8 protein-coding genes and 1 riboswitch are annotated in these 12,804 nt (G+C 66.2%); of the genes, 4 read left to right on the forward strand and 4 right to left on the reverse strand.

The window, feature by feature from the left end; translation table 11 throughout:
* Positions 1-216: 216 nt before the first annotated feature.
* Both XcodCFBP4690_RS02605 and XcodCFBP4690_RS02610 read left to right on the forward strand, forming a co-directional pair.
* A complete protein-coding gene (locus XcodCFBP4690_RS02605; protein WP_104539516.1) occupies positions 217-702 on the forward strand; it encodes a hypothetical protein in 486 nt (161 codons plus the stop codon).
* 131 nt (positions 703-833) lie between these two features.
* Positions 834-1,559, forward strand: coding sequence for an AraC family transcriptional regulator (locus XcodCFBP4690_RS02610; RefSeq protein ID WP_104539517.1), 726 nt, complete (start codon positions 834-836; stop codon positions 1,557-1,559).
* A 650-nt stretch (positions 1,560-2,209) separates the two neighbouring features.
* Here the strand turns inward: XcodCFBP4690_RS02610 and XcodCFBP4690_RS02620 are convergent.
* The 4 genes from XcodCFBP4690_RS02620 to gcvP form a co-directional block, all read right to left on the reverse strand.
* Entirely contained in the window at positions 2,210-4,312 is a 2,103-nt protein-coding gene (locus tag XcodCFBP4690_RS02620) for a catalase (protein WP_104539519.1), read from the reverse strand.
* Between the two features lie 206 nt (positions 4,313-4,518).
* On the reverse strand, positions 4,519-5,373 hold the full coding sequence (locus XcodCFBP4690_RS02625) for an aldo/keto reductase (RefSeq protein WP_104539520.1): 855 nt from the start codon (positions 5,371-5,373) through the stop codon (positions 4,519-4,521).
* A gap of 136 nt (positions 5,374-5,509) precedes the next feature.
* Positions 5,510-7,096, reverse strand: coding sequence for a carboxylesterase/lipase family protein (locus XcodCFBP4690_RS02630; protein ID WP_104539687.1), 1,587 nt, complete (start codon positions 7,094-7,096; stop codon positions 5,510-5,512).
* A gap of 600 nt (positions 7,097-7,696) precedes the next feature.
* Positions 7,697-10,633, reverse strand: coding sequence for an aminomethyl-transferring glycine dehydrogenase (gene gcvP / locus XcodCFBP4690_RS02640; protein WP_208622676.1), 2,937 nt, complete (start codon positions 10,631-10,633; stop codon positions 7,697-7,699).
* A 90-nt stretch (positions 10,634-10,723) separates the two neighbouring features.
* Positions 10,724-10,838: riboswitch (glycine riboswitch) on the reverse strand.
* A 264-nt stretch (positions 10,839-11,102) separates the two neighbouring features.
* Here gcvP and XcodCFBP4690_RS02645 point away from each other — a divergent pair.
* Both XcodCFBP4690_RS02645 and XcodCFBP4690_RS02650 read left to right on the forward strand, forming a co-directional pair.
* Positions 11,103-12,356 carry a multidrug effflux MFS transporter gene (locus XcodCFBP4690_RS02645; RefSeq protein ID WP_104539522.1) on the forward strand — a complete coding sequence of 418 codons (1,254 nt, stop codon included), beginning with the start codon at positions 11,103-11,105 and terminating at the stop codon, positions 12,354-12,356.
* 16 nt (positions 12,357-12,372) lie between these two features.
* Complete coding sequence (locus XcodCFBP4690_RS02650; RefSeq protein WP_104539523.1) at positions 12,373-12,777, forward strand: hypothetical protein; 405 nt, start codon at positions 12,373-12,375, stop codon at positions 12,775-12,777.
* The last annotated feature ends 27 nt before the right edge of the window (positions 12,778-12,804 follow it).

The following is a 12,804-nucleotide window of genomic DNA, read 5'->3' on the forward strand; positions in this document are numbered from 1 at the left end:
CGCAGCGCTGCGTCGTCATCGGGAGCGTGCAAGCGCCGTGCCTGCTCCGCGCATGCCTTGCGCGCAATGCAGGAGGATGAGTTCGCTTGTGGGGCGCCGCCGACGCAATGGCAGCTGATCGGCCAGCGGCGTCATCTCCCGCACGTCATGTGGACGTGCCAAAATAGCGCTTCCTTAACTTCTCCAATCCCTGCCAGGATCGCAAGGATGTCGCGTATGCGCACGTTTGCCCGCCCCGCCATGTTGGCGCTCGCCTTGATGTTCAGCCCTGCCTGGAGCGCCGTACCGCGGCCTGCAGCGGCCGCGGCTGCACATACCCAGGTCGCGGCGACACCTGTGGCCGGCACGACCAACGATGCGGCCAACAGCGAGTTGCTGGTGCCGCTGCCGGCGTCGCTGAAGTCGGGCATGAGCTACCGCGCGTTCTCGCAGGCGATCGCCGAACAGGGCTGGCAGCCGGTCGACCCGCTGGCTGCCGACAGCTGCATGGCGGCTGGCGATTGCGAGATCGAATTCGTCGCAGCCACCGCCGGCGCGCGCCTGCGTGTGCAGGTGGGCTCGCAGGCTGGCGCGGCAGTCGTGCAGGGCTGGGCGGCACGGCGCACGCCGGCCGATCGTATGGGTGCCACCAGTGCCTCGCTCGACAGCGCCAAGGCCGGCCCCGCTGCCGCCACGGCCACCGTGGCCGAAGACCCGCGCTGAGCGCCTGCAGGCCGCGCGGTCCGTGCGGTCCGTGCGGCGTATCGTCACGCACACGTTGATGGTGTTCGCAGGGAGTGCGGCGTCGCCGTCCGATTGCCGCGCCTTTCCTGGTCACGAGCCCACCGTCCTGCATGAAGAGCATCGATCCTGCCGATCTGGAAGCGTTGTTCGATGCCGTGCCGGACGTGCTGTTCTTCGTCAAGGATCGCGAGGGTCGCTACACCCACGTCAACCAGACCATGCTGCGGCGGCTGGGGCTGAAATCGCGCAAGGAGCTGATCGGCAAGCGCGTTGCCGAGGTCTACCCGAGCGGGCTGGGCGCCAACTACGCCAATCAGGACGAGCAGGTGCTGGCTGGCGAGGTGATCGACAACCTGCTGGAACTGCATCTGTTCGCCAACCGCGAGCCGGGCTGGTGCCTGACCTGCAAGCGTCCCCTGCTGGTGGAGGGCAAGGTGCAGGGCATCATCGGCATCTCGCGCGATCTTGGCCCTCAGGACGGGCACGAATCGCAGTACGAAAAGCTGCGGCTGGCGCTGGCCTACCTCAACGCCAACTACGCGCAGAACGTGCGCATGCAGGCGCTGGTGGAGATCACCGGGTTCTCGATGTCCAAGCTGCAGCGTTCGTTCCGCAAGGTCTTCCAGCTCACCCCGCAGCAGGTGCTGGCCAAGTTGCGCCTGCAGATGGCCATGCATCTGCTGCACGGCGACAAGAGCCTGACCGAGATCGGCCACGCCTGCGGCTTCAGCGACCAGAGCGCATTTGCACGGCAATTCAAGCTGGCAGTGGGCATGACCCCGCGCGAGTATCGCGCGCTGGCGAATGCTGCACAGTTTCCTGCCGAAAACGGCTGAAAGCGGCTGACAAGATTTAGTCAAAGGCTCGGGTAGTCGAGGGCGCAGCGTCCTCACCACGTGCGGGACACGCCGTGAATCCGTCCATGGAGGCTCGGTGGCGGCATCCATGCCGCCAACGGTCCCGCAAGCGGCGAGGACACCGCGCCAGGACGTTGGTCGGTCGCTTGGTAAAAAAGCCGGCAGTCTCGTGCGACGCGTTGGCGTGCTGGTCCGAGTCGCGGAGCGATACCTAGCCGATCAGGCGTACGTCCGGCATGGCTTGCAGCCTTGGACACCGACTATCGCGATTGGTCCTTGCCCGCCCACCGTCGCGGGACCTTTGGCGGCATGGATGCCGCCAAAGAGCTTACATGGACGTACTTGCAGCGTGTCCTGCGATGGTGGGCGGGCAAGGGCCCTGCAGCCTGGTCGCAGATATCCGCTCCACAACCGATCTCTTCGCGCGCGATCCACGCAATCACTCCACGGCGAGCAAGATTTCCGAGTCAGTCATGGCGGCATATCGATAGCGCTCAAACGCTGAGCGCGTCGTGTGCGCTGTGTCCTCGCAAAAACAGGATATTGATAAGGTGCGAATGAAACGCAATGGGCGCGAAACGACATGACAGTCGGTCGCGCCCAAGTTTGCAGCACCTTTGCGGATGCGGTTACGGCAGCATGCGCACCTTCGGCTCGCGCGCCCACTGGCGGGTCTTGGCCGCAGCGATGAAGGCCTTGGTGTCGGCGGCCGGCACGATGCCTGCGTCCTTGCCGACATTGCCTGCCTTGAGCAGCAGCTGCGCGCCGTCGTCGAAGGCAATGGCTTTCAGATGCGCCCAGGCATTGCTGACGAAGTCCAGTGCGGCCGATTCGTTGGTCAGCTGTTTCGCCGCTTCCGAGGACAACAGCACCGCCACCGCATCGAACACGATCGATGGCGTACCGGCCAGCTGTCCGTCGGCCGCCAGTTGCTTGCCATCGCTGAGCTTGGCACCACCGAGCTTGGGCGCGACGATCTTGACCGTGGCACCTGCGGCCTCGGCCGCCTTGCGCACGGCCTTGATCGCGGCGGCATCGGAACCGTCGTGGATCAGGATGCCCACGGTGCGGCCCTGCAAGGTGTCCTTCATCTTGCCGATCAGCTGCAGGGCTGGCGATAACGGCATGTCGGTGGGCGCGACAGCGGCAGGCGGGGCAGGCGGCAGGCGGGTCATGCCCATGCCGTCGGCCACGCGCTTGGCCAGGCTTTCATCGATGTGTCGCAGGTGGCCGACGATGGCCTCACGCACGTGCGCGGTTTCCACCTTGGACAGCTCGAACACCAGGGCCGAAGCGATATGCGCCTGTTCCGGCGCTGTCTGGCTGCGGAAGAACAGCCGCGCCTGGCTGTAATGGTCGGCAAAGCTCTCCGCGCGCACGCGGCCCTTTGCGCCATTCTCGGCCGGCGTGGCGTGGCTGGGAAATCCACGCAGCGCCTCGCGCGGTGCATCGGCTTGCAACGAGCTCGGCTCGTAGGCCACCCGACCCTTCGGCACGCCCATCTGCATATGTCCATCGCGCTGGTTGTTGGCGAATGGGCACTTGGGCGCGTTGATCGGAATCTGATGGAAGTTCGGCCCGCCCAGGCGGCTCAACTGTGTATCCAGATACGAGAACAGACGGCCTTGCAGCAACGGGTCGTTGCTGAAGTCGATGCCGGGCACGATGTTGGCCGGGCAGTACGCGACCTGCTCGGTTTCCGCAAAGAAATTGTCCGGCCAACGGTCCAGCACCATGCGCCCGACAATCTGCAGCGGCACCAATTCTTCCGGGATGACCTTGGTGGAATCCAGATGATCGAACGGAAACGCGTCGGCCTCCGCCTCGGTGAAGAGCTGCACGCCCAATTCCCATTCCGGGAAGTCGCCGTTCTGGATGGCTTCGAACAGGTCGCGGCGCTGGAAGTCCGGGTCGGCGCCAGCAATCTTCACCGCCTCGTCCCAGATGGTGGACTGCAGGCCGAGCTTGGGCCGCCAATGGAATTTGACGAACGTGCTTTCACCCTTCTCGTTGAGGAAGCGGAAGCTGTGGATGCCGAAGCCTTCGATCATGCGCAGCGAACGCGGAATGGTGCGGTCGCTCATCGCCCACATGATCATGTGCATGGATTCGGGCGACAGCGAAATGAAATCCCAGAACGTGTCGTGCGCGCTGGCCGCCTGCGGGAAACCGCGATCCGGTTCCATCTTCACCGCATGGATCAGGTCGGGGAACTTCATCGCGTCCTGGATGAAGAACACCGGGATGTTGTTGCCCACCAGATCCCAATTGCCTTCCTTGGTATAGAACTTCACCGCAAAGCCGCGCACATCGCGCGGCGTATCCACCGAGCCCGCGCCGCCTGCCACTGTGGAAAAGCGCGTGAACAACGGCGTCTTCTCGCCCACCTCGGTAAAGATCTTGGCGGTGGTGTACTGGCTCAACGACTTGGTCAACTCGAAGTAGCCATGGGCGGCACTGCCGCGCGCATGCACGATGCGCTCGGGGATACGCTCGTGATCGAAATGGGTGATCTTCTCGCGCAGGATGAAATCTTCCAGCAACGTCGGCCCGCGCGCAGTGGCGCGCAGCGAGTTCTGGTTGTCGCCAACGGGAATGCCCTGGTTGGTGGTCAGCTGCGGATGCGTACCGCCTGCTTTCTGGTGCAATTCGTCGCCGGTGCCGCGCACGTCGTGCGCAGCTGCGGAATTGCCGACAGCAGTCGGCTGTACGGATTTGGGGGACTTGGCCATGGGGACTCCACGTTGGCGGGCTTGAGAGGCGAGCTATTTCATCGAGCCTGGGAGTGCCGCCGTTAATTGCGCGTGTCTGCATGCGAACGAATACTCACGCGCGTGCACTTTGCAGCGGTGCAAAGCGTGCGCTACTGCACGTTGAAGGCATCACATGCCAGCGTGGCGCCGTCGCAACAGCTCCGAACATGATGCGGTCAACTGGCTTACAACAGGTCCAGCGCCTGTTTGCGGGTAGGAGGAGGAAATGCGCGATCCAGCTCTTCGAGATCCTGCGCCTGCAGATGCAGGCTGCAAGCCGCTGCATTTGCACGCACATGCTCGGGCGTGCCGGATTCCGGGATGGCAATCACCTTGCCGCTGCGGATTGCCCAGGCCAGTGCGATGGCGGTCGCGGCCACACCGCGCCGCTTGCCGATGGCGTGCAGCACCGGATGATCCAACAAGGCACGGCTTCCCAGTGGCGAATACGCCATCACGGTCACCGCCTGCTCCGCGCACCACGGCAACAGGTCGAATTCGATCCCACGACTGCCGGCGTGATACAGCACCTGGTTGACCAGGCAACGCGCTCCGCCATCGACGGCCCATAGCTCCTCCATGTCGTCGACGTCGAAATTCGACACGCCCCAGTCGCGGATCTTGCCAGCGTCGCGCAGCGCTTCGAAGGCGTCCACCACCTCGGCCAAATCGCTGCCACCCCGCCAGTGCAACAGGTAGAGATCCAGGCTGCGCACGCCCAGCCGTTGCAGGCTGGCCTCGCAGGCCCGCGCGATACCGCGTGCGCTGGCGTTGCTCGGCAGCACCTTGGACACCAGGTACGGCGGCTGCGCGGTATCGATGGCCTGGCCGATCAATTGCTCGGAGCGGCCATTTCCATACATCTCGGCGGTATCGATCAGGCGCATGCCCAGCTGCTGGCCGGCCTGCAAGGCTTCGATCTCCTGCTGCGGCGGATGCCGGCCCTGGCCCAGATTCCAGGAACCCAGGCCCAGTGCCGGAGCCTGCCGCCCGTTGCGTAGTTGCACGGTGGGGCAGGGGGATGACGTGGCTGTGGTCATGGGATGCTCCTGTAACGGTGAATGCGATGCACGAATGACAGCCCGGATGAGACACAGACCAAACCGTGCGAACTCCCTGGCGGCACGGACAGGGTTGCCCATGGCGTGTTACGTGCGGCTGATCCTGATGCGAAGATCACGGCAGTGCCGGTGAGGGCGCGTCCGCGTGCGCATCCCAGAATGCACAGCGGTGACGCTGCACGAAATCCGCAGCCGGCCCGATTCCTTGCGGCGACAGCACCAACGGGGTCTCGCCATCGAAGCGCGGCCACGGCGGACGAGCATCGCCATTCGGGTCGCCGGTACGCGCGAACGCACCCCAATAATCCTGCAGGGTCGTGGAAAACGCCTGCTGCGCGGCGGTGAACCGCGGTGTGCCGCTCAGCACCCACGGGCGCTGGAACAGGTACACCAGCTCGGAGGCGTGATACGCGCCCAGCGGCGGCGAGAACGGCAGGCGGAGCAGGCCGTAGGGCGCATGCGCATCATCGAATTCATATGCATACACCGGCGCCTGCGCGCGCAATGCCTGTCCCAGCCGGCGGCTGGGGCAGGCGAAGCCGCCATCGGTGACGATGTCGGCGTATGCATTCCAGCGCGACTGCGCGGCGATGTCCGCGTATTGCGCCATCACATGGCTGGAGTCGGGGTGCATGCGTTCCACGCGGGAGGCATAGCCGCTGCGCAGATTGAGCCCGCCGATGTAAGACAGCAGCTGCGCGAACAGCCGCCCTTCGTCGCGATTGGTGCCGAGCATGACGGGCACCTGCATCTGTTGCGCGCTGGCGATGGCGGCAGCAGGCGGCACAGGCAGCACATCGCCGCCGCTCATCGGTGCCCAGGCATCGCGGCCGGTCAGGCCACGCCGTTGCGGCCTGGCATCGGCGATTGCATCGGCCGGTAGCGCGCGCAGGCACGCCGCCGCATCCGCACCGCCGGCGCACCCCAGCGTTTGCGCCATGCGCGTGCCGCCGTCTTCGGCTGCGTTGCGCGCGATGCTGGAATCGGCAGCCAGGCAGCTGCCGCTTTGCAGGATGGCACGCTGGAACAGGTCCCTCGCTCCTGGCGACACCAACTGGTAACAGATGCTCCACGCACCGGCCGATTCGCCGAATACGGTGACGTTGTGCGGATCGCCGCCAAAGGCACCGATATTGCGCTGCACCCAGCGCAATGCCGCCTGCTGATCGAGCAGGGCATAGGCGCCTTCGCCTTCGCCACGCAGCGCCGGGTGCGCAAGGAACCCGAACACGCCCAGCCGGTAGTTGGGCGCCACCACGATCACATCCTGGCGCGCCGCCAATGCGCTCAGGTCGTAATCGACATTGCTACCCAACTGCAGGGCGCCGCCGTAGATCCACACCATCACTGCGCGCGGATGCGCGGGCGCCGGGCCGGGTGGGGCATAGAGGTTGAGCGTGAGGCAGTCTTCGGAGACATGCTTCTGGCCGAAACGATAGCGCGGCAGGCAGGCCGGACCGGCCTGCGTGGCATCGCGCACCTGCGTCCACGCCGCCACCGGCTGCGGCGCGCGGAAGCGCAGCGCGCCCACCGGCGGCGCCGCAAACGGCACGCCCAAAAACGCCCGGCCCAGTGCACTGGCAACACCGCGCACCGGTCCGGCCTGTGTCTGTACCACCTCGGTACGCGCATCGGGTGCATGGACCAGTGCCGGCACTTCGCCAGGACGACGTGGTGCGCAGCCGGAGATGCTGCAAGCCATCAGCAGCAGGCAGCTCAGCGTGCACAGGCGTCTGGTCATATCGAGCTTGATCACTGCGCGGCTCATCCTGTGTCGATGCCTGCCAGCATCGCAAGTGCATGCTGAGGAGGAGTCAACGAGCGATGGCGCGGCGATGCATGTGAGCGCGATTCAATGCGTGGACGCGGGCCTGCGCTGCTTGCGCTGCCGCCGATAGCCTGTGCTATACGTCCGGCCTGGATGGCAGCGCGTGCAGGGACGGTCGGCATGACACGATTGAAGCAAATCCTCTTGTGGTCAGGGATCTGCGGGGTTTGCGCCCTGTTCGCTTTTCACCTGGCTTATTGGTGGGCCTTGAGCGGCCAGTTCGACTGTAGCGAAGGCGGCTGCGGACTGCTGGCCGAGCTGGTGCTTTGGCCTATTCTGGCCATCGTCCTGGTAGGTGTGGCGGTGATGCTCGCGTGGGGCGTACGACGCCGGCGCGGATGTCGCCAGCGCTAGCGCCATATGCGGCCTGACGATGGCCGCCATCACCGGCAACATGCTTGCTCCATGCTCGCCGTCACACCCGGCCGCAACGGACACGGCCGGGTGTGACGACAGGACTGCAATGGCGCGGAGTTACGCCACCACATCGTCCTTGTACGCATCCACCGGGATGCACGCGCACATCACGTTCTTGTCGCCGTAGACATTGTCCACGCGTGCCACCGGCGGCCAGTACTTCTGCTGCTTGAGGCTGGGCAGCGGGAAGGCGGCCAGTTCGCGCGGGTAGGCGTGGCTCCACTCGCTGGCCGACACCTGGGTGGCAGTGTGCGGGGCGTGCTTGAGCGGATTGTCCTCGCGGTCCAGGCGGCCGTCTTCGATGGCGCGGATCTCTTCGCGGATCTGGATCATCGCGTCGATGAAGCGGTCCAGCTCGTGCAGCGATTCGCTTTCGGTGGGCTCCACCATCAAGGTGCCGGCCACCGGGAAGCTCAAGGTCGGCGCGTGGAAGCCGAAGTCGATCAGCCGCTTGGCGATATCCTCGGCGCCGACGCCGCTGGTCTTTTCCAGCGGGCGCACGTCGAGGATGCACTCGTGCGCGACCAGGCCATTGCGGCCCGTGTACAGCGTCTTGTAGTGCGGTGCCAGGCGCTTGGCGATGTAGTTGGCGTTGAGCAATGCCACTTGCGTGGCCTTGCGCAGACCGGCGCTGCCCATCATGGTCACGTACATCCAGCTGATCGGCAGGATCGAGGCCGAGCCGTAACTGGCAGCGCTGACCATGCCGACGTCGCCTTCGCCGCCGTTGAATCCGCTGCCATGGATGGCAGCTGTTTGATTCTCGCCGGCACGGACGCCGGCAATAGGAAGCGTCTTCGGGAGATACGGGGCCAGGTGCGATTTGACCGCACACGGGCCCACGCCCGGGCCGCCGCCGCCATGCGGAATGCAGAAGGTCTTGTGCAGGTTGAGGTGCGAGACGTCCGAGCCCCACTTGCCGGGCTTGGCCACACCGACCAGCGCGTTCATGTTGGCGCCATCGGTATAGACCTGGCCGCCATGCGCATGCACCGCTTCGCAGATCGCCACCACGTCTTCTTCGAACACGCCGTGGGTGGACGGGTAGGTGATCATCAGTGCGGCCAGGCGATCGGAATACTTTTCCGCCTTGGCGCGGATGTCATCCACGTCCACGTTGCCGTTGGCATCGCACTTGGTCACCACCACGGTCATGCCGCACATCTGCGCCGAGGCCGGGTTGGTGCCGTGCGCCGATTCGGGGATCAGGCAGATATCGCGATGCGCTTGCCCGCGGGCACGGTGATAGGCGCGGATCGCCAGCAGGCCGGCGTATTCGCCCTGCGCACCGGAATTGGGCTGCAGGCTCACCGCGTCATAGCCGGTGCACTCGACCAGCATCGCTTCCAGTTCGTCGATCAGCTGTGCATAGCCGGCCGACTGCTCGGCCGGGGCCAGCGGATGGATCGCGCCGAATTCGGGCCAGGTCACCGGGATCATTTCGGCGGTGGCGTTGAGCTTCATGGTGCAGCTGCCCAGCGGGATCATGGTGCGATCCATCGCCAGGTCCTTGTCGGCCAGCGAGCGCATGTAGCGCAGCAATTCGTGTTCGCTGTGGTGGGTGTTGAACACAGCGTGTGTCAGGAACGCGCTGGTGCGCAGCAGGCCCTGCGGCAACGCATCGGCGGTGGTGGCATCGAGTGCGTCCACTTCTGCAGTGGCGCCGAACAACGCGGCCAGCGCGACCACGTCGGCACGCGTGGTGGTTTCGTCCAGGCTGATGCCCACTGCCTCGCTGTCGATGGCGCGCAGGTTGATGCCGGCCGCACGCGCACGGGCATGGATGGCCTCGGCATCGATCGCCTTGACGTGCAGGGTGTCGAAGAACTGCTCGCCCACGTCGACGCCGGCGCTGCGCAGGGCGGCAGCCAGGATCGCGGCCAGGCGATGGGTGCGGCGCGCGATGCGGGTCAGGCCCTCGGGGCCGTGGTAGACCGCGTACATCGAGGCCATCACCGCCAGCAGCACCTGCGCGGTGCAGATGTTGGAGGTGGCCTTTTCGCGGCGGATATGCTGTTCGCGCGTCTGCAAGGTGAGGCGATACGCCGGGTTGCCGGCGGCATCGATCGACACCCCGATCAGCCGGCCCGGCATCGAGCGCTTGTAGGCATCGCGGCAGGCCATGAAGGCCGCATGCGGGCCGCCGAAACCAAACGGCACGCCAAAGCGCTGCGAATTGCCGACCACGATGTCCGCGCCCCATTCGCCCGGTGCGGCGATCAGGGTCAGTGCCAGCAGATCGGTGGCCACGGCCACCAGGCCGCCTTGCGCGTGCACGGCCTCGGCCAGCGCGGCGTGGTCGCCGATGTGACCGAAGCTGTCCGGATACTGCAGCAGCACGCCGAAGCACTCGGCCTGCAGCGCTTCTTCCGGCGTGCCGACGCGCAGCACGATGCCCAGCGGCTCGGCGCGGGTGCGCAGCAGTTCAAGCGTCTGCGGGTGCACGCCGTCGTGCACGAAGAAGGTGTCGGATCTGGACTTGGCCGAGCGCTTGGCCAGCGTCATCGCCTCGGCCGCGGCGGTGGCTTCGTCCAGCAGCGAGGCGTTGGCGATCTGCATGCCGGTCAGATCCGCGCACAGGGTCTGGAAGTTGATCAGCGCTTCCATGCGGCCTTGCGAGATTTCCGCCTGGTACGGCGTGTAGGCGGTGTACCAGGCCGGGTTTTCCAGGATGTTGCGCAGGATCACCTTCGGCGTGTGGGTGCCGTAATAGCCCTGGCCGATGAAGCTGCGTTGCACCTGGTTCTTGCGGGCGATGGCGCGGATCTTGGCCAGCGCCTCTTCTTCGGCGATCGCCTCGGGCAGCGCAAGTGCGGCCGGCGACTTGATGTTGCCCGGCACGATGGCATCGGTCATTGCATCCAGCGAGGCGTGGCCGACCACCTCCAGCATCTGCGCGATTTCTGCGTCGTTGGGGCCGATGTGGCGTTCGACGAACGCGCTGTGGTGTTCGAGGTCGCGCAGGGAAAACGGAGTGTGGGACATGGCGGGCATCCGGGGCAGAGGGCATGCGAAAGGTCGGAAGCACCGCGACCGGCATGACGCGCATGGGCGCGCCATCACCTGCCGCAGTGGCGGTCTTCCTCGCGCCCCTCTGTCCTTTTGCCTGAGAGTTTAGGAATGCGGCCTGGCGTAGTGCCTGCCTGCGTTCCGTGCCCCTTCGGCGCCGGCATCGGCCGGTCTCTCCAGAGTTGTGTTGAAGATGGTATCGGGCCTGAGCGATTACGGGCTGTTGCGCCTTCGGCAGCGGCAGTGCCGCTTCTCCCACCGTGTTGCCGGCCGATTATAGCGTGGCTGCGCGCCGTGGGGCGGGCCGGCAGGGGCGCCCCGGTGGGTACGCACTCGCGTTTGCTTAACCTTGGCAACGCAAGCGCCTATCATCGGCGTCCTTGTGCTCATCCCGGCACTGCGACAGGCAGGTGCCGGCGTGCGTCCCCCGATGCACCACGTTTCGGATCCCTGCATGACCCCCACCACGCCTTCCACCCGACGCATGGCGCTGCTGCTGGCCGGGCTGGCGATGTTCGGCCCGTTTTCCATCGACACCATCTTCCCGGCGTTCTCGCGGCTCAGCCGCAGCCTGGCGGTGGACCAGGTGGCGATCCAGCAAACGATCAGCGTCTACCTGCTGGCCTACGGGGCGATGAGCATCGCGCACGGGCCGCTGTCCGACGCCTGGGGCCGCAAGCGGGTGATCCTGGGCGGGCTGGTGCTGTTCATCGCCGGCTCGATCGGCTGCGCGCTGTCGCAGGACCTGCCCACGCTGCTGGCGTTCCGCGCGCTGCAGGGCCTGTCGGCGGGCGTGGGCATGATCGTCGGCCGCGCGGTGATCCGCGACCTGTTCCATGGCCCGGATGCGCAGCGGCTGATGAGCCAGGTGTCGATGATCTTCGGCATCGCGCCGGCCATCGCGCCCATCATCGGCGGCTGGATCCTGCTCAGCGGCGCCGGCTGGCCGCTGATCTTCTGGTTCCTGGTGGCATTCGGGCTGGTGCTGCTGGTGGCCACCCTGGTCTGGCTGCCGGAAACCCACCCGGTGCAGGCGCGTACCCCGCTGCAGTTCAAGCGCCTGCTGCAGGACTACGTGCGGATCGGCTTCAACCCGCGTTTCCAGCGGCTGGCCGCGGCCGGCGCGTTCAATTTCGCCGGCATCTTCCTGTACATCGCCTCGGCCCCGGTGCTGATCATGCAGCACCTGGGTCTGGGCGAGGGCGACTTCGCCTGGCTGTTCATCCCCACCATCGGCGGCATGACGCTGGGCTCGTTCCTGTCCGGGCGCATGGCCGGGCGCATGCAGCCGGTGCGGCAGATCCGCATCGGCTTCATCTGTTGCGGCGTGGCCGCGCTGGCCAACCTTGGCTACACCATGACCGTGGCGCAGATCGCCCTGCCATGGGCGGTGCTGCCGATCTTCCTGGCCGGCGTGGGCATGGCGTTGATCTTCCCGATCCTGGCGCTGGCAGTGCTGGACATGTACCCGCACCAGCGCGGCCTGGCGTCCTCGCTGCAGGCCTTCACCCAGCTGATGACCAATACGCTGGTGGCCGGGGTGCTGTCGCCGCTGCTGAGTGAACACCCGCGGCATCTGGCGATCGGCATGACCGGTTTTTTCCTGCTGGGCTGGCTATTCTGGCGCTGGGAGCGCCGCAGCGGCCGCCGCCTGCGTCACCGCCAGGCGACCGAGGCGGTCCCACTGGAACCGGCCGACCACCTTTGACCCGACAGGAGCCTGCATGTCCACCGATTCCAAGTTGCGTCGCGATGCCCGCAAACGCGCCGCCGAGCGCCAGCGCAACCAGGCCGCCGCCAATCCCGCGCCGGTCTCTCCGATCGAGCCGCACGCCGAACTGCGCGACCAGCAGCGCACCCTGCTGGCCGGCATCGTTCGCCGCGACGGCGAATGGGTGTTGGGCATGGACGGGCGCATCGCCGGCGAGAGCACCAGCGCCGCGCAGGTGCTGGCCTTGATCATGCGCGCGGCCGAACTGCACGAACGCCAGGGCACGCCGGTGCGGCTGACCTATTCGGACGAGCTCAAGGACGCCGCGCATGCCGAAGCCCAGGCCGACGGCATGGAGTTCGAGCAGTTCAAGACCCGCTTAAGCGAGCGCTTGCAGGGGGGCGCCAAGCTCAATTGAGCCACTCTCGCCGCCTGCCGTCGCGGG

Source organism: Xanthomonas codiaei (genome assembly GCF_002939785.1).
Classification (GTDB): domain Bacteria; phylum Pseudomonadota; class Gammaproteobacteria; order Xanthomonadales; family Xanthomonadaceae; genus Xanthomonas; species Xanthomonas codiaei.